General features: G+C 71.5%; 20 protein-coding genes. 13 read left to right on the top strand and 7 right to left on the bottom strand.

Annotated features, from left to right (window positions below):
* The first annotated feature begins 10 nt into the window (after nucleotides 1-10).
* From DPM19_RS08895 to DPM19_RS08915, 5 genes are all read left to right on the top strand, one after another.
* Nucleotides 11-1,027 (top strand): arabinan endo-1,5-alpha-L-arabinosidase, encoded by a 1,017-nt coding sequence (locus DPM19_RS08895; RefSeq protein WP_111864638.1) that lies wholly within the window; start codon nucleotides 11-13, stop codon nucleotides 1,025-1,027.
* Nucleotides 1,028-1,047: 20 nt separating this feature from the next.
* Nucleotides 1,048-2,010 carry a pectate lyase family protein gene (locus DPM19_RS08900; protein WP_111864640.1) on the top strand — a complete coding sequence of 321 codons (963 nt, stop codon included), beginning with the start codon at nucleotides 1,048-1,050 and terminating at the stop codon, nucleotides 2,008-2,010.
* Nucleotides 2,011-2,127: 117 nt separating this feature from the next.
* On the top strand, nucleotides 2,128-3,366 hold the full coding sequence (locus DPM19_RS08905; RefSeq protein ID WP_111864643.1) for a CaiB/BaiF CoA transferase family protein: 1,239 nt from the start codon (nucleotides 2,128-2,130) through the stop codon (nucleotides 3,364-3,366).
* Nucleotide 3,367: 1 nt separating this feature from the next.
* Nucleotides 3,368-4,426 (top strand): 2-hydroxyacyl-CoA dehydratase family protein, encoded by a 1,059-nt coding sequence (locus DPM19_RS08910; RefSeq protein WP_233509984.1) that lies wholly within the window; start codon nucleotides 3,368-3,370, stop codon nucleotides 4,424-4,426.
* Nucleotides 4,423-5,679 (top strand): 2-hydroxyacyl-CoA dehydratase family protein, encoded by a 1,257-nt coding sequence (locus DPM19_RS08915; protein WP_111864645.1) that lies wholly within the window; start codon nucleotides 4,423-4,425, stop codon nucleotides 5,677-5,679. Before DPM19_RS08910 ends, DPM19_RS08915 begins: the two co-directional genes overlap by 4 nt.
* A gap of 73 nt (nucleotides 5,680-5,752) precedes the next feature.
* On the opposite strand, the gene DPM19_RS08920 is transcribed toward DPM19_RS08915, so the two are convergent.
* Together DPM19_RS08920 and DPM19_RS36165 are read right to left on the bottom strand one after the other, a co-directional pair.
* A complete protein-coding gene (locus DPM19_RS08920; RefSeq protein WP_233509985.1) occupies nucleotides 5,753-6,379 on the bottom strand; it encodes a UTRA domain-containing protein in 627 nt (208 codons plus the stop codon).
* Nucleotides 6,376-6,597 carry a winged helix-turn-helix domain-containing protein gene (locus DPM19_RS36165; RefSeq protein WP_233509993.1) on the bottom strand — a complete coding sequence of 74 codons (222 nt, stop codon included), beginning with the start codon at nucleotides 6,595-6,597 and terminating at the stop codon, nucleotides 6,376-6,378. The genes DPM19_RS08920 and DPM19_RS36165 overlap by 4 nt, the downstream gene beginning before the upstream one ends.
* A gap of 242 nt (nucleotides 6,598-6,839) precedes the next feature.
* Here DPM19_RS36165 and DPM19_RS35175 point away from each other — a divergent pair, with 242 nt between their 5' ends.
* A complete protein-coding gene (locus DPM19_RS35175) occupies nucleotides 6,840-6,986 on the top strand; it encodes a hypothetical protein (RefSeq protein WP_158566728.1) in 147 nt (48 codons plus the stop codon).
* Nucleotides 6,983-7,183, top strand: coding sequence for a DUF397 domain-containing protein (locus DPM19_RS08925; protein WP_111864648.1), 201 nt, complete (start codon nucleotides 6,983-6,985; stop codon nucleotides 7,181-7,183). Before DPM19_RS35175 ends, DPM19_RS08925 begins: the two co-directional genes overlap by 4 nt.
* Before the next feature lie 253 nt (nucleotides 7,184-7,436).
* On the opposite strand, the gene DPM19_RS34785 is transcribed toward DPM19_RS08925, so the two are convergent.
* A complete protein-coding gene (locus tag DPM19_RS34785) occupies nucleotides 7,437-8,588 on the bottom strand; it encodes a helix-turn-helix domain-containing protein (RefSeq protein ID WP_146778782.1) in 1,152 nt (383 codons plus the stop codon).
* 107 nt (nucleotides 8,589-8,695) lie between these two features.
* Here DPM19_RS34785 and DPM19_RS08935 point away from each other — a divergent pair, with 107 nt between their 5' ends.
* The 3 genes from DPM19_RS08935 to DPM19_RS35180 are packed head-to-tail and all read left to right on the top strand — an operon-like array spanning nucleotide 8,696 to nucleotide 9,716.
* Nucleotides 8,696-8,893, top strand: a complete 198-nt coding sequence (locus tag DPM19_RS08935; protein ID WP_111864653.1) for a hypothetical protein — start codon at nucleotides 8,696-8,698, stop codon at nucleotides 8,891-8,893.
* On the top strand, nucleotides 8,890-9,432 hold the full coding sequence (locus DPM19_RS08940) for an ATP-binding protein (protein WP_158566729.1): 543 nt from the start codon (nucleotides 8,890-8,892) through the stop codon (nucleotides 9,430-9,432). The genes DPM19_RS08935 and DPM19_RS08940 overlap by 4 nt, the downstream gene beginning before the upstream one ends.
* A gap of 50 nt (nucleotides 9,433-9,482) precedes the next feature.
* On the top strand, nucleotides 9,483-9,716 hold the full coding sequence (locus DPM19_RS35180; RefSeq protein ID WP_158566730.1) for a helix-turn-helix domain-containing protein: 234 nt from the start codon (nucleotides 9,483-9,485) through the stop codon (nucleotides 9,714-9,716).
* 185 nt (nucleotides 9,717-9,901) lie between these two features.
* On the opposite strand, the gene DPM19_RS08950 is transcribed toward DPM19_RS35180, so the two are convergent.
* Genes DPM19_RS08950 through DPM19_RS08960 form a run of 3 tightly spaced genes read right to left on the bottom strand, consistent with a single transcriptional unit; the run spans nucleotide 9,902 to nucleotide 13,861 of the window.
* Nucleotides 9,902-11,047 (bottom strand): ABC transporter ATP-binding protein, encoded by a 1,146-nt coding sequence (locus DPM19_RS08950; RefSeq protein WP_111865068.1) that lies wholly within the window; start codon nucleotides 11,045-11,047, stop codon nucleotides 9,902-9,904.
* Between the two features lie 24 nt (nucleotides 11,048-11,071).
* Nucleotides 11,072-12,793 (bottom strand): ABC transporter permease, encoded by a 1,722-nt coding sequence (locus DPM19_RS08955; RefSeq protein WP_158566731.1) that lies wholly within the window; start codon nucleotides 12,791-12,793, stop codon nucleotides 11,072-11,074.
* 24 nt (nucleotides 12,794-12,817) lie between these two features.
* Nucleotides 12,818-13,861 carry an ABC transporter substrate-binding protein gene (locus tag DPM19_RS08960; protein WP_111864664.1) on the bottom strand — a complete coding sequence of 348 codons (1,044 nt, stop codon included), beginning with the start codon at nucleotides 13,859-13,861 and terminating at the stop codon, nucleotides 12,818-12,820.
* Between the two features lie 342 nt (nucleotides 13,862-14,203).
* Between DPM19_RS08960 and DPM19_RS08965 the strand changes: the two genes are divergently transcribed.
* Together DPM19_RS08965 and DPM19_RS08970 are read left to right on the top strand one after the other, a co-directional pair.
* The gene (locus tag DPM19_RS08965; RefSeq protein WP_111864667.1) at nucleotides 14,204-15,370 is read left to right on the top strand and encodes a cytochrome P450; all 1,167 of its coding nucleotides are present in this window, start codon (nucleotides 14,204-14,206) and stop codon (nucleotides 15,368-15,370) included.
* Nucleotides 15,371-15,375: 5 nt separating this feature from the next.
* Nucleotides 15,376-16,539 carry a cytochrome P450 gene (locus tag DPM19_RS08970; protein ID WP_111864670.1) on the top strand — a complete coding sequence of 388 codons (1,164 nt, stop codon included), beginning with the start codon at nucleotides 15,376-15,378 and terminating at the stop codon, nucleotides 16,537-16,539.
* 303 nt (nucleotides 16,540-16,842) lie between these two features.
* Here DPM19_RS08970 and DPM19_RS08975 read toward each other — a convergent pair whose 3' ends face one another.
* Nucleotides 16,843-17,772 (bottom strand): PaaX family transcriptional regulator, encoded by a 930-nt coding sequence (locus DPM19_RS08975; RefSeq protein ID WP_111864673.1) that lies wholly within the window; start codon nucleotides 17,770-17,772, stop codon nucleotides 16,843-16,845.
* A 300-nt stretch (nucleotides 17,773-18,072) separates the two neighbouring features.
* Between DPM19_RS08975 and DPM19_RS08980 the strand changes: the two genes are divergently transcribed.
* Nucleotides 18,073-21,204, top strand: coding sequence for an ADP-ribosylglycohydrolase family protein (locus DPM19_RS08980; RefSeq protein ID WP_158566732.1), 3,132 nt, complete (start codon nucleotides 18,073-18,075; stop codon nucleotides 21,202-21,204).
* Nucleotides 21,205-21,298 lie beyond the last annotated feature (94 nt).

Below are 21,298 nucleotides of genomic sequence, written 5' to 3' on the forward strand. Positions count from 1 at the left end.
GGGAGCCGGAATGACCGACATCACACCGCGGGAGCACCGCCGCGGCATCTCGTGGGTCTCGAAGATCACAGCCATCGCGGCGGCGAGCACGCTGATCTTCGCGACCCTGACCGGGACGGCGCACGCCGCCTACCCCGACCCGGGGCTGGTCCGCGGCGACGTCTTCACCCACGACCCCACGATGATCCGCACCTCGGACGGGACGTACTACACCTACTCCACCCACAACGGGCTGGAGGCCCGCTCGTCGACCAACCGGATCGACTTCGCCGCCGCCGGTGCCGCGCTGCCGTCCGGCGCGTCCTGGGCCCGGCAGTACAGCGGCGACGCCCGGGAGCTGTGGGCGCCGGACGTGTCGTACCAGAACGGCCAGTACTACATGTACTACTCGGCCTCCTCGTTCGGCTCCAACCACTCGGCGATCGGCCTGGCCATCAGCAGCACCGGCCGGCCGGGCAGCTGGCGGGACCGCGGCCGGGTCATCACGTCCTCCTCACGTGACAGTTTCAACGCCATCGACCCGCAGCTCACGGTGGACGCCCAGGGCCGCTGGTGGCTGGCGTTCGGCTCGTGGTGGACGGGGATCAAGATGATCCGGATCGACCCCGCCACCGGCAACCGGCACGCCGACCGGACGATCCACAGCCTGGCCGGCCGGACCCGGACCGACCTGGGCATCGAGGCACCGCACATCGTCCACCGGGGCGGCTACTACTACCTGTTCACCTCGTGGGACCTGTGCTGCCGCGGCACGGGCAGCACCTACAAGATCATGGTCGGCCGCTCGGCGAGCATCACCGGCCCGTACGTCGACCGCAACGGCGTCCGGCTGACCAGCGGCGGCGGCACCGAGGTGCTGGCGACCCACGGCGGCCGGGTGATCGGGCCGGGCGGGCAGAGCGTCTACCGCGACGGCACCCAGGACCTGCTCGTCTACCACTACTACGACCGGACGGACGGCGGCCGGCACAAGCTCGGCATCAACTACCTCGGCATCGACGCGGCCGGCTGGCCGTACGTGTGGTGACGGGAAGAAAGGAGCGCACGATGCGAACGTCCTTCAAGATCCTCGGCGGGACCGCCGTGCTCGCCCTGACGGCGGCGGGCTGGGCGGTGCCGGCGCAGGGCGCCCCGCAGGCCGCGGCCTACGAGAGTGCCCCCGTCGGGTACGCGAGCATGAACGGCGGCACCACCGGAGGGGCCGGCGGCACCACGGTGACCGTCGGCAACGCCACGCAGTTCCGGCAGTACGCCAACGCGAGCGGCCGGTACGTCATCCAGGTGACCGGCACGATCTCGCTGTCCGGGATGCAGCGGGTCGCCTCCGACAAGACGATCATCGGTGTCGGCACGTCGGGCCGGATCGTCGGCGGCGGGCTCACCCTCAACGGGGTCCGGAACGTCATCATCCGGAACCTGACCTTCAGCGGCGCCAACGACGACGCGATCAACATCCAGGACTCGACGACCAACGTCTGGATCGACCACAACGACCTGACCGACGCCTATGACGGCGTGCTCGACATCAAGCGCGGCTCCGACTACGTCACGGTCTCCTGGAACCGGGTGTACGGCCAGGACAAGGCGATGCTGCTCGGGCACTCCGACGACAACGGCGCCCAGGACCGGGGCCGGCTGCGGGTGACCTACGTGCACAACTACTTCGACGGGACCAACCAGCGGCAGCCCCGGGTGCGCTTCGGCAACCCGGTGCACGTGGTGAACAACTACTACCGGAACATCGGCAGCTACGGCGTGGCCTCCACCAACCAGGCCGGAGTGTACGTCGAGCGCAACTACTTCGAGAACACCCGCCAGCCCACGGTCACCCAGACGGGCGAGTCGTCCTCCGGCTACCTCAGCCTGGCGGGCAACCACCTGGTCGGCTCGGGCACCCCGCAGTCGAGGTACCCCACCCTGGTGCGGGCGATCCCCTACTCCTACGCCCCCGACGCGGCCCAGGACGTGAAGTCCATCGTCATGGCCGGTGCCGGGGTGGGCAAGGTCTGATCCGGCGGCTCCGGCGGGCGGGCTTCCGCCTGCCGGAGCCCTTCCTTGACACCCCTCAGCAATGTGTGACATCAATCGAGACGATCGTTTTCTTGATGTCACACTCTGGAGGGTGCGGTGGCCCACCGTCCTCTGGCCGGGCGGACCGTCGTCGATCTGACCACCGCCCTGGCCGGCCCGTACGCGACCCTGCTGCTGGCCGGGCTGGGCGCCCGCGTCATCAAGGTGGAGAACCCCGCCACCGGGGGCGACCCGGCCCGCGGCAACGCGCCGTACCTCGGCGCCGAGGGGCTGTCCCTCACCCGCCAGCACACCGACGACATGTCCGTGTCGATGCTGCTCCGCGGGCGCAACAAGCGCGGCATCACCCTGAACCTCAAGCACCCCGCCGGCCGCGAGGTCTTCGCCGACCTGGTCCGGGCCGCCGACGTCGTCGTGGAGAACTACAGCGCGGGCGTCACCGGCCGACTCGGCATCGACTACGCGTTCGCCCGCGCCGCCAACCCGCGCATCGTCTACACCTCGATCAGCGGGTTCGGGGCGCAGGGCGGCCCCGGCTCGGGCAAGGCGATGGACACCATCGTCCAGGCGCTCAGCGGGATCATGATGACGGCGGGCGCGCCCGGCGAACCGCCGGTGCGGTTCGGGCTGCCGGTCGCCGACCTGCTCGCCCCCCTCTACGCGGTGATCGGCACCCTCGCCGCGGTCGTCCAGGCCGACGCGACCGGCGAGGGCCAGCACGTCGACGTGTCGATGCTGGGCGCGCTGACCTCGCTGGTGGCCTGCGAGCCGTTCGACGCCTTCGAGGAGATCGGCCTGCCGCTGCGCACCGGGACGACCGTCCCCCGGCTCGCCCCGTTCGGGATCTTCGAGGCCGCCGACGGGTGGTTCGCGCTGTGTGCGCCGGTCGACTCCTTCGCCCACGGGGTCCTTGCCGCGCTCGGCCGCCCCGAACTGACGCGGGACGAGCGGTTCGCCGACCGCGACGGGCGGGTGACCCACGCCGCCGAACTGCACGCCCTGATCGGGGAGTGGTCGGCGGAGCGCCCCCTCACCGAGGTCCTGGCGACCCTCACCCGGCACGGCGTGCCCGCCGCCCCCGTGCGCGGGCCCGCCGAGGCGGTACGCGACCCGCTGGTCCGCGACCGCGGCGAGGTCGTCCCGCTGGCCCACCCCCGGTACGACCGGGCCGGGGAGCTGTACGGCACCGGCGTCCCCATCGTCTTCTCCGCCGCGGAGACCGCCCTCGACGAGCCGGCCCCCGCGCTGGGCGAGCACAACGCCGAAATCTACGGCGACCTGCTGGGCTACGACGCCGAGCGCCTCGCCGCCCTCGCCGCCGACGGGGTGATCTGACGTGACCGCGCTGGCGGAACTGACCCGGATCTACACCGACCGGGCGGCGGCGGCCCGCGGCGGCCCGGTGTACGGCTACGTCGGAGCGGACGTGCCGGTGGAACAGCTCACCGCCGCCGGGGTGCTGCCGGTACGGCTGTGGGGCGACCCGGCCGGCGACACCGCGCCCGGGGACCGGTACCTGGGCAAGGGGCTGGACCCCGTCGCCCGCTCGGTGCTGACCCGGCTGCTGGCCGGGGCGTACGGGACGCTCGACCGGGTGGTGGTGTCGCGCGACTGCGAGGCGTCGCTGCGGCTGTTCTACGCGCTGCGCGAGCTGCGCCGGGTGGAGCCGGAACTGGACCTGCCCGAGCCGTACCTGGTGGACGTCCTGCACCTGCCGCACCGCACCACCACCCGCTACGTGCGGGCCCGGCTGGAACAGTTCCGCGACCGCCTGCACGACTGGACGGGCACCACCGCCGACCTGCCCGGCGCGATCGCGCGGCACGACGAGCAGCGCCGGCTGCTGGCCGAGGCCGCCGAACTGCGCCGGGCGGTGCCCGCCCGGCTGACCGGCACCGAGTTCCTGGCCGTGGCCGGGGCCGGCACCGTGCTACCGGTCACCGAACACCTCGACCTGCTGCGCCGGCTGCTCGCCGAGGCCGCCGACCTGCCCGAGCACACCGGCCGCCGGATCTTCCTCACCGGCAGCGGCCACGACACCCCCGAGGTCTACCGGGCGCTGGAGGGCGCCGGGCACCTCGTGGTCGGCGAGGACCACGACTGGGGCGACCTGCTCCACCTGCGCCAGGTCGGAACCGGGACCCTGACCGCGCTGGCCGAGCGCTACCAGCACAACGGCCCCACCGCGCAGCGCGCCACCACCCGCGCCCGCGCCGCGCACACCGCGGCGGCGGCCCGCGCCTGCCGCGCCGAAGCCCTGGTCGGCTACGCCCGGCGCGGCGACGAGGCACCGCCCTGGGACTTCCCCGCCCAGCGCGCGGCCCTGCCCGAACTGCCCGCCGCCCTCCTCGAACGCCAGGAGTACGGCCGGATCGACCTGGAGGGAATCCGATGAGGACGCGCAGCCTGGCCTCCGCCGCCGCGGCCGGCCGGTACCAGCGGGAGTGGTTCGCCGGCCTGCGGGAACGGGTGGCGGCCGGCGAGCCGCTGGCGCTGGTGAACGCGGACGTCCCGCAGGAGATCTTCCGGGCGATGGACATCCCGTACGTGGTGAGCCAGTGGTGGGCGTCGCTGGTCGCCGCCAAGCAGCGGTCCGCCCACTACCTGGAGTTGGTGCGGGAGCGCGGCTACCCCGACTACACCGAGCAGTACAACTCGCTGACGCTGGGCGCGGCGTTCGACCCCGAGCCGGAGAACGGCCCGTGGGGCGGGCTGCCCGCACCGTCCCTCGTGGTCGCCGACGCCACCGGCGACGTCACCCGCAAGATCTTCGACCTATGGGGCGAGCGGCCCGGCACCACCTTCTACGCGCTGGAGAGCGCCGCCGAGAACGAGGTGCCCGTCAACTGGTGGGACCTGATGCCGCACCGCTGGGAGGAGGCCGTCGGCACCGCCCGGCTCGACCTGCTGACCGCCGAACTGGAGAACCTGATCAGGTTCCTGGAGACCACCACCGGCCGGGTGTTCAGCGAGACCCGGTTCCGCGAGGTGATGGCGCTCGTCAACGAGCAGGAGGAGTGGAACCGCCGGGCCCGCGACCTGATCGCCCGGACCCGCCCCGTCCCGCTGGACGTCTCCGAGGGCATCCCCGCCGTGATGGTGCCGCAGTGGCACCGCGGCACCGAGTGGGGCCGGGACGCCGCCCGCTCGTTCTACGAGGAGGTGCGCGACCGGGTGGCCGCGGGCGAGGCCGCCTGCCCCGGCGAGCGCGCCCGGCTGATGTGGATCGGCCGCGGCCTCTGGTACGACATGGACTTCTACCAGCGGTTCCAGGACGAGTACGGCGCCGTCTTCGTCTGGTCCATGTACCTGGCGGTGGCCGCCGACGGCTACCTCCGCTACGGCGGCGACCCGCTACGCGCCCTGGCCGCCCGCTTCGCCGCCTTCGGCGACCAGCTCTACACCCCGCCGTGGTCGGCCGAGTGGTACGTCAAGGAGGCTCGGCTGCACGGCGTCGACGGCGTGGTCCACCTGGTCTCCGACGACCCGCGCGGCAGCTACTTCACCACCCGCGCCCTGGAGACGGCCGGCATCCCGGTGATCGAAATCGAAGCCGACAACGTCGACGCCCGCGGCTACGACCCCGACTCCGTCGCCACGTCCATCGGCACCTGGCTCACCGAAACCGTCCTGCCCCGCACCCGCTGAACACTCCGCCGTCCCGTACCCCGTGATCCTTCGGCCTTCGGCACGTCCAGGCACCCCGAACCCGCCTGTGCGGTCAGTCGGGCCGTCGCGCCACGGGTCGGCCGTCGGGTCCGCTGGGGGTGGGCGGCCAGGTGGCGGAGTCGTCGCGTTGCAGGCGGGAGATCTCTTCCATGCGGTCGCTGGGGATGATGACCTGGGTGACTTCGATGGCGTTGGTGTCCTTGGCGGAGTAGCCGATGCGGACGATCTCCCAGACGGGCAGGGAGACGGGGATCTGCAGGGCGTCGGCCTCGTCCTGCTGAGGCAAGCGGGCCCGGCGGCGCTCCATCCATTCGAGGGGGCCGTGGCCGGCTTCTTCCAGTCGGTCGATCCACGCGCCGGGGCCGGTTCCGTAGGGTTCGGCGACCAGGGGCGCGTCGGCGACGCCTCGGGGGTGGATCCAGGTGGTGCTGATCTGGAACGGGGGTTCGCCGTCCGGGCCGGTCACCCGGCGCCGTCGCAGGATCTCGGAGCCGACCGCGACGTTGAGCATGTGCGACAGGCGGGGATCGGTCATCGGCTCGGTGGTCACGCTGGGCTGGACGTGGTGGATCCACAACTCGTTGCCCTGGGCGGCCGGGAAGCTGTAGCCGCCCGAGGCGGGTCGCCCGTCGATGACGTGCCGGGTGTTGCGGCGGACCACGTTGGTCCTGATGATCACGCGGCGCTTGTCCGAGCGTACGACCGTGCCCGGCGCGGCACGGCCCACAGCAGCCCTTCGTCCTCCAGGACGCCGATGGCGCGGGCGATGACGTTACGGGATGCGCGGTACTCCTCGGCGAGGTCGATATGTCGCGGGAGGGTGTCGCCGGGCCGCCACTCACCGGCGTTGACGCGTTCCCGCAGCTTCTCGGCGATCTGCCGGTACCTCACGGCCACCCGACACCCTCACTCTCCGATTCGTTGAAGCATATTGACGCGCGACCTATCCGCCACCATGGTGTTCGATTTGTTGAAGCGAATCGCTCGGCGGTCCTACCACGGGTTCCCGTTGCTGCGGCCGTGGGGGCTTCCGCCTGCGTCTGTGACTACGGCCCAGGTCACCTTCCCGAATGCGGCCGTGCTCTCGGTGACCTGTCCAGGTTCGGCCGGGCACCATGCCCCGAGGGGGCTCGGCGTTCATGGAAGCCGCCGGTGGTGGAAGGCTCATTGTGGACCCCACCAAGCGCGACGCGCTGCACGTACGATATGACCAAATCGGCCCCGATGCCCTATCCCGCAACGCCACCCGCAAGCTGATCACCCAATTGATGGAGGTCACGTCATGAGCACCCCCCAATGGCGCAAATCCACCCACAGCGGCACTGGTGGCCTCGGCGGACAAGAGTGCATCGAGATCGCCGACCTGGACGGCGGCATCGGCCTCAGAGACTCCAAGAACCCCGACGCCGGTCACCTCACCCTGTCATCCGACAGCTTCGCCACCCTCCTGAGCCGTCTTAAGAGCGACAGACCGGCCCTCTGAGCAACCCCCACCCAGCCCACCGTCGGCGTAGGGACCTCTAGGGCGTGTCTCAAAGCAAGGTCAGGAGCCTCACTAACGGCACCGGCAACAACCGCGTCCCCTCTGCCTGCGTGATCCTTCAGCATCCGGTGCGCCATGGCGCCCTCAAAGCTGAAGGATCACGCAGGCGGCAGCACCGGGAGGCGGCGCAGCCGTTACCGGTATCCGTAGTGAGGCTTCCGACCCACTTTCGTCACGCACAGGGCACACCCCGTCAGGGCGGCAGGGTTCCGCTGGCGACGGTGTGTAGGTGTTCTCGTGCGTTGCGCATGTCTCGGGAGTTCGCCCAGGGTGTCGAGGATTTGAGGATGTCGGTGATGTGCTGGTCCAGCCGGGCGGATTCCACCAGCGGGGTGAGGCGGGTCAGGGCGTGGATCTGGTGTGCTGCTTTGTCGGGGTCGTTGGCGTGTAGTGCGGCTTTGATCTGCTGGGCCAGGTAGAGGGCGCTGAGTTGGGGCATGTGCCCGAAGAGGCGGACCGCTTGGGCTAGGGACTGGTCGGCTTCCTCGTGCAACTTCAATCTGCCGAGGGCGATGCCCGCGTTGCCCAGGACCATGGCGGCCGAGATCGGGGACAGATCATCGAGCATGGTGCGTGCTTGGTCCAGCGCTTGGCGGGCTTGGCGTTTGGGGTTTGCGCTAGAGGCTGTGAGCGCTGTGGCGAGCCGGACGCGGAGCCGGACACGGTCTTCGTCGGCCAGCCCGCGCAGTTGCAGGCCGTGTTGGGCGTAGGCGGCGGCTCTGAGCGGGTCATGTTGGGCGTTGAAGGTGCACAGGTTCTCGAACGCGTGCGCTGCGCTCTCGACGTACCCGGCTTTGCGGGCGAGGTCGAGCCCGAGGGTGGCCACGTGCTCGGCCTGGGTCCGCTGCTGGGCGTCATAAAGCACAAGAGAGGCTTTTCGGGCCAGGTCGGCGGAGGCTGCCTGCAACTGCCGGTCGCGTCCCCGTAAAGCCGGTTTGACGGCGTTGGCGTGGCGTAGCGCGGACCGGATGAGGGGAATTCCGCCGCCTTCACCGGTCATTTGCTCCAGCCGTCCGGCAAGGGCCCGGACATATTGCGGATCTTGATATGGGCCCGCCTGGGGTGAAGGGATGAAGGCCACGGATGCGGCGGCGGCGATGAACTCTCTACGGTCTACGGGGTCCACCTCCCCGATGGGGACTATCCGGACTTCCCACCCTACGCGTTGGAGATAGCCCGATACGCGTCCAATGCCCGGGTCGCGGGTGCCGCGCGAGACGTTGGATATCCACCCTTGGGTGACACGGTCGTCGGGGGTGCTCATTTCGCGGGCGAGTTGGTTTTGGCTCCATCCCCGCTGCTCCATGATCAGATTTAAGGCTTGGGGAAGAGTCGGGTTCTCCATGGCGGGAGAGTAATACGGGCTGTGTAGGGGGGCTACCGCTTCGCTGCGTTAGGTCGCAAAACTGAGCGTTAACAGCGAGGTGACGTGACGAACAAGGGTGAAGGCGGATGCCGAGCGCTCCCGAAATACAGATCGACCTGGCGGACTTTACCGCTCAATGGCTGGCAGACCTGCGGACTTCGTTCCCCGGGTGGGCGTTCTTCTACGACGGTGACCGTACCTGGACGGCCATGCGGGGACGCACGGCAACGGTGACGGCCACCTCGCCGCTGGTGCTGCGCGCTCATCTGGAGGCACGACGGTGAAGAGCGAACCGAACCCCGGCGGCCATCCCCGCGAATTGGAGGCCACCTTGGACGCCGCGCCGAGTGCTGCGGGACAGGCACGGCGCTTGGTGGTGCAGGCGCTGGCCGAGTGGGGTCTGTCGGGGGCGTGTGAGGCGATGCGGCTGGTGGTCAGTGAACTGGTCACCAACAGCGTGACCGCACTGGAACAGGCGGTGCCGGACGGGCCGTCGGTGGTGCGGCTCCGGCTGACGGCCGATCTCGGTCCGGGCGGCTCGCTGGTGACGGTACAGGTATGGGATCAAGCCCCCTGCCTGCCGGTACGACAGTCTCCCGGAGCGGGTGAGGAAAACGGGCGGGGGCTGCTGCTGGTGGAAGCAGTCTCCCAAGAGTGGGGCTACTACCAGCCCGCGCACCCGCTGACAGACGAAGAGACCGGCGCGAAACCATGGCCTGGACCCACCTCATGGCCACACGACAAAGAGACCCCGCCCAGCACAGCGAAGAGCGGAAAAGTGACCTGGGCTGCGGTCAAAACCGAAGCCGGGCCATGCAGATGACCTCGGGTGAGAACGGGACAATGATCGGAAGCGGACTTGAGGACTGCCAGATGCCTCCCACGCCCACAGTGATCCCCAACGGAGCACGCATCCGGGAACTACGTGAGGCAACCGGGCTGAGCGCCGCCGAACTCGGTGCCAGGCTCCGCCGCCACGTCACCACCATCCAAAACGCCGAACGCGGCAGACCCGTCTCGCTGATCATCATCGGTCAGCTGTCCCGCGCGCTGGGAGCCCAACCGGCTGAACTCATCGCCGACGACTCCACGCCCGAACGCACCTGACTCCCCGGATGAGCGGTGTTCCCCCGTGCTGCTCATCCGGGGTCTTCTCGTCTCCGCACCCACCGGCGACCCGAACACCGGCCAGTCCTGCGCGACGGCGCCCAACCCCGGCCGACCGGGCCGCTTCGCACCTGGTGAGTCGCCCGCGGCCGGCTCCCGCCCCGGGGCCGGCCGCGGGACGCCTGTCAGGCCGCCGGTTCGTCGGCGGCCAGGATCCGGGTGCGGGACGGGTCCACCGAGACCCAGGTCGCGCCGGGGTCCCCGGCCTCGCCTGACCAGACGCGCCAGTCCAGGCCGGACGCGGTGAGGTGGTGTTCGGTGTGCGGGCCGGCGAACATGGAGATCCGCAGCTCCGCGGACCACCGGTTGGCCGTGTCGGGCTCGGCGGGGTGCAGCCGGCCGTCCTCGGGCCGCCAGATCGCCACCGCCGGGTCGCCCTCGGCCAGCCCGGCCCCGGCCGCGCCGGTGACCCGGCCGCAGGCGGTGTCCAGCACCGCCCGGTCGCCGTCCAGCAGCGCGACCGTGCCGGGGATCTCGTTGGCGACCCCGACGAAGCTCGCCACGTACCGGGTGGCGGGCCGCTCGTAGATCTCCCGGGGCGGGCCGAGCTGCTCGACCCGGCCCAGCCGCATCACCGCGATCCGGGTGGCCAGCTCCATCGCCTCGGCCTGGTCATGCGTGACGTACACCGCGGCGAAGCCGAGCCGCCGCTGCATCGCCAGCAGCTCCACCCGCAGCCGCTCGCGCACCTTGGCGTCCACGTTCGACAGCGGCTCGTCGAAGAGCACCAGGTCGTCGCCGGCGACCAGGGCCCGGGCCAGCGCCACCCGCTGCTGCTGGCCGCCGCTCATCTCGCCGGGGTACTGGCGGGCCAGTTCGGGGATGCCGACCAGTTCCAGCACCTCGGTCACCCGCCCGGCGATCTCGGTCTTGCCGAGCCGGCCGGCCCGCCGGTTCTCCAGCGGGTACGCCACGTTGGCGGCGACCGTCATGTGCGGCCAGAGCGCGTACGACTGGAACATCATGCTCAGGCCGCGGCGCTCGGGCGGCACGTCGGTCCGGGCGGCGGTGTCCAGGACGGTCTGCCCGCCGATCTCGATCCGGCCCGCGTCGGGGTGTTCCAGCCCGGCGATCGACCGCAGCAGCGTGGTCTTGCCGCAGCCGCTGGGGCCGAGCAGCACCAGGAACTCCCCGGCGGCCACGTCCAGCGTCACCCCGTCGATCGCGGGGGTGATCGCGCCGTCGGCCCGCCGGAAGTGCCGGCGCAGCCCGTCCACCCGGACCACCGGTCCCGTCGCCGTGGCCTCGTCCTGCTTCTTCTCGTCGTTCATCAGCCTCATCCGCAACCGCCTCGTTCAGGGACGTCCGCCGGGCGGCGGCGGAGTTCCGGTCCGGGTCCGGCGCCGCGCGTACCACGTCACCGGGACCACGACCAGGGCGGTCGCCCCGGCCAGCATGATCGAAAGGGAGCCGAGCATCGCGTAGTCGCCGCTGGCGAAGACCTCCAGGATCCGGAAGCCCACCACCTCGTTGCCGGTGCCGGCCAGGATCGCGGACGCGCTGATGTCGCCCGCGATGGTGACGAACAGCAGCGCCCAGCCGGCCAGCAGCCCGGGCATCATCAGCGGCAGGGTGACCCGCCGGAACGTCCGGCCGGGCCCGGCGCCGCTGAGCCGGGACGCCTCGGTCAGCTCCGCGCCGATCTGGCTGATCGCCGCGTCCGACGCCGTGGTGGCCTGCGGCATGTGCAGCGACACGTACGCCAGCAGCAGGATCCACAGGGTGCCGCCCATGTAGAAGGGCGCGCCGCTGAAGGCGAGCACGAACCCGACGGCGATGACCAGGTGCGACAGGGTCGGCGGGAACTTGATCGCCGCGTCGACCAGCAGCCCGGCGCCCCGGCCCGACCGGCGGACCAGCATCGACACCACCGCGGCGGCGAGCATCCCGATGGTGGCCCCGGCGACGCCCAGCAGCAGGCTGTTGACCAGCGCCTCCTGGGTGGTGACGTCGCTGAGCGTGCGCCGGAAGGCGTCGAGGTTGAGCGCGCCGAAGTCGACCGAGGAGCTCCAGTACCCGCTCAGCGAGACCAGCACCAGGGCGCCCAGCGGCAGGATCGAGGTCAGCGCCAGGTAGCCCAGCACGGCCAGCCGGGCCAGCGGGCGCCAGCGGCCGAGCCGCAGCGGCCGGGTCCGCGCCCCCTTGCCGCCGATCCCGCTGTTGCGGTCGCTGCGCAGGATGCGCGTCTGCAGGTACCAGACCGCGGTGACGACCAGCATGACGATGAGGTTCAGGCCGATCGCCACCCCCGTCTCGGGCGGGTAGGTGAACGACAGCAGTTGCACCACCCGGACGGAGAGGATGTCGATGTCGGTCTGGGTGGCCAGGATCGTCGGCACGGAGAACAGGCCGAAGCCGAGCCAGACCATGAGCAGTCCCGCCGCGCCCAGGCTGGGCCGGACGGCGGGCAGCGAGATGCGGCGCAGCGTGGTCAGCGGGCCGGCCCCGCAGATCCGCGACTGCTCCTCCATCCCGGCGTCGGTGTTGCGCAGCCCGGCCGACACGATCATGAACACGAAGGGCACCTGGTAGATCGTGTAGACGAAGATCAGGCCGTACCAGGAGTGGATGTTGATCGGTCCCTGGTCGAGGTCGATCCCCACGGCGCCCAGCAGCGGGCGCAGCGCCAGGTTGAGGTAGCCCGACCGCTCCGAGCCCAGCAGCGCCCAGCCGACCGCGCCGGCGATCGGCGGCAGCAGGAAGGGCACCAGCGGCACGATGTCGGTGGCCAGGCCCAGCCGGGCGTCGGTGCGCTCGTTCAGCCAGGCCAGGCCGGCGCCGACCACCAGCGCGGCCAGGCCGCTGGCGCCGACCACCACCGCGGTGTGCCACAGCAGGGTGTCCAGGTCGGGCTGGGCGAGGGTGTCGCGGACCGGGGTCAGGTCGACCCGGCCGTCGGTGATGAACGGCCGGGTCACCACCAGGGCCAGCGGGTAGACCGCCAGCAGGCCGAGCCCGACCGCCAGGACGGTGGCGAGCAGGGTGAAGGGCGTGAGCCCGGAGGCCCACGCCCGCACCCTCGGTACGTTGACGGCCACTGATCAGTCCAGGCCGAGCAGGGAGTGGATCCGGTCGGCGGGGACGCCGGTGAGCTCCCGGTTGAAGGTGTAGCGGGCCGGCAGCGAACCCGGGTCGCGGGGCGATCCGGAGCCGGGCTCGGTGTTGAGCACCTTGTTGCCCGCCGCGGACATCAGGTAGTGCACGAACAGCTTGGCGGCGTTGGGGTGCGGGGCCTTGGCGGCCAGCCCCGGGACGATCTCGGGCCCGGTGGAGGCGGGCGGCTGCACGTAGCCGACCGGGGCGCCCTTCTTCTTCAGGTCCTCGATGATCGACTGCACGCCGGGCATCACGATGGCGCCCTCGCCCGCGGCGAGCTGCTGGGTGGCCGGGGCCGCGCTGGGGGAGATGATCGGGTTCTGTGCCTTGAGCTTCGTCAGGAAGTCCTCGCCCAGCTCCTTGATGATCAGGTTCCAGAACGGGGTGTAGGCGGCGGAGGCGCGCGGGTCGACCAGGATGATCTTCCCCTTCCAGCGCGGGTCGAGGATGTCGTTCCAGTCCTTGATCGCGCCGCCGGTCTCCTTGGTGTTCACCGAGATCCCGGACGGCTGGACCTGGACGACGGCGGTGCCCGGGTCGGACACCAGGTACTGCTGCGGGAAGTCGCCCGGGTACTCGGGGATGCCGGCCTGGGGCAGCGGGGTGGTCCACCCCTTCTTGTTCGCGTCCACGACGAACGGTGTGAACGAGCCGACGAACAGGTCGGCGGCGGGCTTGCCCGTCTCGGCCTCGGCGGCGAACCGCTGGGACAGGTCGCTGGAGGTCAGCCGGACGAACTTGACCTTGATGCCGTACTTCTTGGCGAAGTCGTCGGAGACCGCCTTGGCGATGTTCTCGGCCGGCACGCTGTACCAGACCAGCTCGCCTTCCTTCTGGGCGGCCTCGATCAGTTTCTTGAGGGCGGGGGATGCGTCGGCCGGGATGGCGGTGGCGTTCCCGCCGCCACCGCCGCAACCCGCCGTGAGGGTGAGGGCGGCGCACGCTGCCGTCAGTACGGACGCTGCTCGCCCGAAGCGTCGGCGGATCATCTTTCCTCCGGGGCGGTGATCGTGAGTCCTGGAAGGGGACCGCGATGGGGGTGGAGACGGGATCGCTGGCCAGCGGGCTGTCTGCGGGTGTTATACATCACACGCGACGACCGGTCAATGGGGTGCAGATAATCCCTGACCTGCGCATAACCACGCTCCTCGCCTGCTGTCAGGGCGATCTTGGCTGTCCAGGAGGGTCGCAGAACAGCTCAGGCGGCCCGATCCGTGGCTTCCGTCAGGCGGAAGATCCTTCGATAGGCAAGACAGTTTCGTAGACGAGCGACACAAAGCATGAAGTAATAGAGCGGTACGACGGACCCCTTGAATCCCGGCGGTGCGACGATGACGACCACGGACGACGCCCTGACGGCCGACTTCGACCCCTTCGACGAGACGACCCTGCGCGACCCGCACGGCACCTACGCCCGGCTGCGCGCCGCCCGCCCGATCGCCCGGGGCGCGCGCTGGGGCGGTTTCTGGGCGCTGACCGGCCATGCCGAGGTGTCCGCCGCGGGGACCGCTCCGCACACCTTCAGCAGCGAGTCCGGCGTGGTGATCCCGATCAACCCGCTGGCCGGGCGGCGGCTGCCGATGCACTTCGACCCGCCCGAGCACACCACCTACCGCCGGATGCTCAACCCCGCCTTCCACCCCGACCGGGTGACCGCGCTCGACCCCGCCGTGCGGGCGGTGGCCGACCGGCTGCTCGCCCCCCTGCTGGACCGCGGCGCCGGCGAGATGGTCGCCGAGTACGCCTCACCGCTGGCCTCCCACGCGCTGGCCGCCTTCCTCGGCATGCCGGACGGGTTCGGCACCCGGCTGGAGGAGCAGAGCGTGCGCTTCGAACGCGCCCAGGACGCCGGCGACGCCGCCGCGGTCGAGGCCGCCAACACGGAGCTGTACGGCCAGGCCCGCGAGGTGCTCGCCGCCCGCCGCGACGAACCCGCCGGGGTGGTCGGCGCGCTGCTGGCCGGCGGGCTGGACGACGACGAGGTGCTGGGCGCCGTCCGCCAGATCTTCATCGCCGGGCACATCGCGGTGGCCGCCGGGCTGGGCAGCGCGATCGGCCACCTGGCCGGCGACCCCGCCTTGCAGGACCGGCTGCGGGCGGAACCCGACCTGGTCCCGGCCGCGGTGGAGGAACTGCTCCGGCTGCACACCCCCAACCAGGGCTTCGCCCGGACGGCCACCCGCGACGTCGAAATCGCCGGATGCCCGGTGCGTGCGGGCGAGCAGGTGGCGCTCGTCTACACGGCGGCCAACCGCGACCCCGCGGTCTTCCCCGACCCCGACCGCTTCGAGTTCGGCCGTCCCGCCCGGCACCTGGCCTTCGGGCACGGCGTGCACAAGTGCGTCGGGATGGCGCTGGCCCGCCTGGAACTGCGGACCGGCCTCACCGCCCTGCTGGACGCCACCACCGGGTTCGCCCCCGCCGGCGAACCCGAACCGCTGCGCTGGCCGGTGCACGGCCCCGCCACCCTCCCGATCCGGCTGGCGGCGGGCCGGTGAGCGGGATGGAGTTCGACCCGCTGTCGGAGCGGGCACTGGACGACCCGCACGGCCTGTACACGGAGCTGCGGCAGGGCTGCCCGGTCGCGCACAGCGAGCGCTGGAACGGGTTCTGGGCGCTGTTCCGCTACGAGGACATCCGCGAGGTGCTGCGCGACTCCCGGACGTTCGTGACCTCGGTGCAGAACGTGGTGCCGAAGGTGGCCTTCACCGGCCGCCGCCCGCCGCTGCACCTCGACCCGCCCGAGCACACCCCCTACCGGCGGGCGCTCAACCCGCTGCTGACCCGCGCCCGGGCCGCCGTCCTGGAGCCCGGGACGCGGGAGCACGCCCGGTCCCTGCTGGCCGGGCTGACCGGCCGGGCCGGCCCGGCCGACCTGTCGGCGGAGTACGCGGCGCGCATCCCGATCTACACGTTCGCCCGCTTCCTCAACGTGTCCGACGCGGACATGGAGGCCATCAAGGACGCCTGGCTGCGCTACAACCGGGCACTCCAGGACGCCGACGACGAGCAGGTCAAGGCGCAGAGCCTGGTGCTCTACGCGATCGCCCGCGACCTGGTGGACGCCCGGCGGCGGGACCCCGCCGACCCCGCCGTCGACCCGGTCACCGCCCTGCTGGCGGCCCGGCACAAGGGCGAGCCACTGCCCGCCGAGATGATCGTCGGAACGGTCCGGCAGGTGATGGTGACCGGCATGGTGGCGCCGACCGTCACGCTCGGCAGCATGGTGGCGCACCTGGCCGGCGACCCCGAGCTCCAGGACCGGCTGCGCGCCGCGTCGGACCTGGTGCCCCGGGCGGTGGAGGAGTTCCTGCGGCTGTACTCGCCCTACCGGGGGTTCGCCCGCACCGCCGTCCGCGACGTGGAGATCGGCGGCCGGGAGATCCGCGCGGGCGAACCCATCGCGCTGGTGTTCACCTCGGCCAACCGCGACGAGTCGGTCTTCACCGACCCCGCCCGCTTCGACCTGGACCGCCCCCCGGGCCGGCACCTGGCCTTCGGCCAGGGCCCGCACATGTGCGCGGGCGTCGAACTGGCCCGGATGGAACTGCGCGTCGGCCTCACCGAACTCCTCGCCGCCACCCGCGGCTTCGAACTGGCGGGCACCCCCGAAATGACCCGCTGGCCGGAGTACGGCCCCGTCGGCCTCCCGGTCAACCTCCACTGACCGCCCTGCTCCCCTGATCCTTCAGCATCCGGTGCGTCACAGCGCCCCGGATGCTGAAGGATCACGGCCACATGCGCCCTCACCAGGTGACCCTTCGGCTTTCGGTGCGCCATAGCGCCTCGAAAGCCGAAGGATAAGGATCACGTCCGGGAGGCAGGTGTTCGCTGATCCTTCAGCATCCGGGCGCTGTAGCGCTCTGGATCCTGAAGGATCAGCGAACACCTGCCTTGGATCCGTGATCCTTCGGCTTTCGAGGCGTCAGAGCGCCTCGAAAGCCGAAGGATCACGGGGCAGGGGCCCTGGTCAGGGGTGGGTGGGGGCCGTGGTGGCGGTGTGCTGGTGGACTAGGGGGGCCAGGGTGGGGGAGTGGCGGGCGACGACCTGGCGGACGCGGATTTCGGCGAGCGGGCCGAGCGAGTTGTAGAGTTCGACGAACACCTCGTAGGCCCGGCGCCGGGGCCAGTCGGCGGGCAGTAGTTCCTCGGGCAGCTCCGGGTCCAGGTTGGGGAAGTGCCGCCAGGTGTCCATCACCGCGGTGCGGGCCAGCAGCGCCTCGGCGGCGCTGATCGCGCCCGCCCGGGTGCGCGCGAGCAGGTCCCCCCGCTCGGCGACGAACGCGTCGTAGTGGGATCGCAGGTCGTCGAGGTCCCAGGCGTCGAGCGGGTCGCAGCCCTGCGGGACGCCGGGGGGCGCCTGCGCGGTGAGCACGGTGTAGGTGCGCACGCCCAGTTCGGCCAGCGACTCGGCGGCGGCCTGCTCCCCGTCCCGCGGTGACACCCACACCCCGTCGTAGAGCGGGGCGAACCCGTACCAGCGCAGCCGGTTGCGCGCGGCGTGCCGCACGTCGCGCTGCTCTTCGGGGACGGAGAAGGCCACGACCCGCCACAGCCCGTCCCAGGGCCGGGTGGCGAGGCCGAACGACATGATCCGCTGCATGCCGTCGCTGAGCACCCGGGCGGCCCGGTCGGTGAGGCCGTAGGAGGTGCGGCGCCCCAGCTTGGACGACTCCAGCAGCCCGCGCCGGGCCAGCCGGCTGAGCGCGGCCCGGGCGGCCACCGCCGAGATCCCGAACTCGCCGAGCAGTTCCACCAGCGCGGCCGAGGGCAGATGCTCGTCCCGGCCGTACCAGTAGTCGCCCAGCAGGGTGATGAGAAGATGCTGCGGCTGGGGTCCGCTCTGCGTCCGCGGCAGTTTGAGCTCCGCCGGGGAGTCGCCGTTCGTCGAGGGCGCCATGGCCCCAGTCTATAGATGACACGGCAGCAATCGGTCGTAACCTCTAATGCATACCTTCTAATTCGTGACCCAGGCCGCATACGGGCCGATGTCACTTCATGCCCCCTGCATCTTCGCGATCCGGACCCGGGATGCGGGCGAGGGTGGCCACCCGGGGACTTGTGGCCGGTACCGATGAGGGGCAAGGCTGGGGGCGTTCCACCGGGCAGTGTCCGCGCAAGGCGCTTTCGGAGGTCGTTGATGCCACGCCGGGCGAGACGGAACCGAGGAGCGGGCCGCATCGAGCCGCCGGCCGAGCCGATGGTCAACCGAACGCTGGAGCTGGACCTGCTCAAGGAGCATCTGGCCCGGGTGATACGGGGCGAGCCGGGCCACGCGGTGCTGCTGCTCGGGGAGTCCGGCGTCGGCAAGTCACGCCTTGCGGGTGAGGCGGTGGCCGAGGCCGATCGGCTGGGGACCTTCGCCATCACGGCGCAGTGCCTCGGCCACGGCGCGGAGCCGCTGCTGCCCATCCGGGACGCGATGGCGATCCACCTGGGCCGCAACTCCGAGAGCATCCGCCGGACGCTGACCGGGGCCGCGCCGAGGCTGCTGGACGCGATCCCGTTCATCGGGACGTTCCTCGGCAAGCTCGGCGAGACCTGGGTGGAAGGCCGGCAACCTCGCGGCGCCTCCACCGAAGGCGTGTACGAGGCGCTGGCCGGGGTGCTGATCGGCATCTCGGAACGGCACGGCCTGCTCCTGCTGGTCGAGGACCTGCACCAGGCCGACCAGGACACACTGTTCTTCCTGAACTACCTGCTGCGCAAGATCCGAGGCCACCGGGTGCTGGCCGTGTTCACCATGCAAGAAGAGCGGTTGCGGGACGTCCCCCAGCTGGCCGACCTGGTGGCGCAGTGGACCGCCGAGGGCTACGGCGTGCTGACCGTGCTCCCACTGGAGCGGGCGCACGTCGGCGAGTACGTGCAGATGGCTGCGGCGCTGGGTGAGCCGCCCGATGACAAACTGGTCGACCGGCTGTTCGGGCTGACCGGCGGGAACCCGTTCTTCCTGAAGGAGACGCTCCAACTGCTTTCCGCTCAGGATCCTCCGGCGGGCACGGAACCGGTCTCCATCCCACCACGGGTCGACGCCGTGCTGCGGCGGCGGCTGGGCCGGGCCGACACCCAGGTCATGCGCTTCCTGGAGGCCGCCGCGGTCGTCGTGGAGACGGCGCAGGAGATCGAGCCCGTCGCGCACGTGATGGACGCCGACCTGGCCGCCGCGATCCAGGCCCTGACGGCTGCCTGTGAACTGCGCCTGATGCGGGAAGGCGCCAACGGCGAGATCGGTTTCATCCACGCGTTGATGCAGCGCGCGGTCTACCAGGACATGGGGGCCAACTCCCGGCGTTTCCTGCACTCCCGGGCGGCGGAGTGGTTCGAGCGCGAGGGGCGCTTCGCGTCGGCCGCGTTTCATTTCGAACGGGCCGAGAACATCGAGAGCATGGTGCGGGCCGCGCTGGAGGCAGCGTCCCACGCCGAACAGGCCGGGATGTACCACTCGGCGCTCGGGTTCTACCAGAAGGCACGGCCCTACGTGGAAATCGAACAGATCGGCCCACCGCTCGGCCGGGCCCTCATCACCATGGGGAACTGGGACCAGGCACAGGAACTGATCGACCAGTTACCCGAGGACGACGGAGGGGTCCGACTGCTCCGCGCGGAGCTGCGGTTCGTGCGCGGCGACTTCCACGGCGCCCGGGTAGAGGCCCGGGCGGCGCTGGACACCCGTACTGCCGAGGCGCTGGTGAAACTCGCGGACATCGAGCTCTACCTGGGCGAATTTCCCGCCGCCCAGGAACACGTCCGCCGGGCGCTCGACACGATCGGTCCCGGCCTGGTCCCGTTGCGGGCCCGTTGCCTGGGCATGCTGGGCGCCACCGAGTTCTTCGCGGGTGACGTCGACGAGGGCAGAACGCGTTTCGAGGAGGCGCTCCGATTGCTGCTCGACGAGCCGGAGAACGAACTGGACGTGCTCGCATACGCGACTCTGCTCGGCAACCTGGGCAACGTCGCCGAGGCGCAGGGAGACTGGGCGGCGGCCGAACAGCGCCATGCGGAGGCGCTGCGGCTACGCCGGGAGGTGGCCGACGCCCGGGGTGCACTGCACAGCCTGCATGCCCTTGGCCGGTGCCGGATCGGGCTCGGCGACGTCAACGGGGGCCATGCGCTGTACGCCGAGACCGAGCGCCTTGCCGCGGATCTCGGCGAGGCGCTGGAAAGGGCGAAGCTCGCGCACACCCGGGGAGAACTGAGGCTGCGTGCGGGCGACCCCGTGGCGGCCGCCGAACTGGTGGGCTCCGCGCTCGAGGTGTTCTCCCGGACCCGGACGCACTACGACGTCACACACGCGCGGGTCACCCTCGCCGCCGCGACCCTGGCAACCGGCCGGGAACGGGCCGGGGTCGAGCTCGCCGCCGCTGCCCGGGCCTCGATCGAGTCCAAGCGGTACGGGCTGCTGCGCCGCATCCGCCCGGAGACGGCGTACCCGCTCGCGGACCGTGTTGCAGGTGCGCTCACCGCCTACGCCTGCGGTGACGCGCTCGGTCTCCCGTACGAGGGTTCCCCGCCGTCGGAGGCCGCCGCGGAGCAGATCGAACGGCTGCGCCCCCGGGAGGGCTGGGCGCCGGGCGCCACTTCGGACGACACCGCGCTCACCATGCTGGTGGCCCGGCATCTGGTCGAGCGGGAGGGGAACGGCGCCGCGCACGCGTTCCTGGAACTGCTGGCGGCACAGGATCCGCCGGTTCCCGGGATGGGCCCGTCGACGACCGCGGCGATCGAACACTTCCGCCGTACCGGGCGGCCGCCCGAGTCGGGCGGGACTTCCAACGGGGCTCCGATGCGGGCGCTTCCGGTCGGTTGGGCCACTCCGCTGGACGCCCCCGACCGGCGGCGGCAACTCGCCCTGGAGATGACCCGGGCGACCCACCCCGACCCGGACGCGGCCTGCGCGGCCGGCGTGGTCGCCGCTTGTGCGTCCTGGGCTTTGGAGGGAGCGTCACCGCGGCTGCTGCTGGAGGTGGCGGTCGAGGAGGAACGGGCCGCCGCGCGGGAGTACGGGGCCGGTGACCGGCTGGCGGGCCTGCTCGCCGAACTGGCCGCCGGGCGGTGGCGGTCTCCGGATCAGGGCATCGGCCTGGACCCGGGAGAGACCGTCACGGCCGCACTGTCCTGCGTGCTGGAGGCCCGCGACCTGCGTGATGGCCTGCTCCGGGCGGTGCGGCTCGGTGGCGACACCGACACCGTCGCCGCCATCACCGGCGGGCTGCTCGGCTCCCGGTTGACCCGGGCGGAGGTGTTCGCGGTGCTGCCCTGGCACGTGGACGTGCGGCTGCCCGAGGTCGTGGAGGTCTCGGCCGGGCTTGCCGCAGTGCGGGCGGAGGGTTGAGCCGAGCCCGCACGGCCGCGATCTCCGCCAGCCCGGCCGGGTCGTCCAGATGGGCGTAGACCCGGGCGGCCCAGTCGAGTTCGCGGAGCATCCG

It is taken from the genome of Actinomadura craniellae (genome assembly GCF_003289645.1).
In the GTDB taxonomy this organism is placed as follows: Bacteria; Actinomycetota; Actinomycetes; order Streptosporangiales; family Streptosporangiaceae; genus Actinomadura_D; species Actinomadura_D craniellae.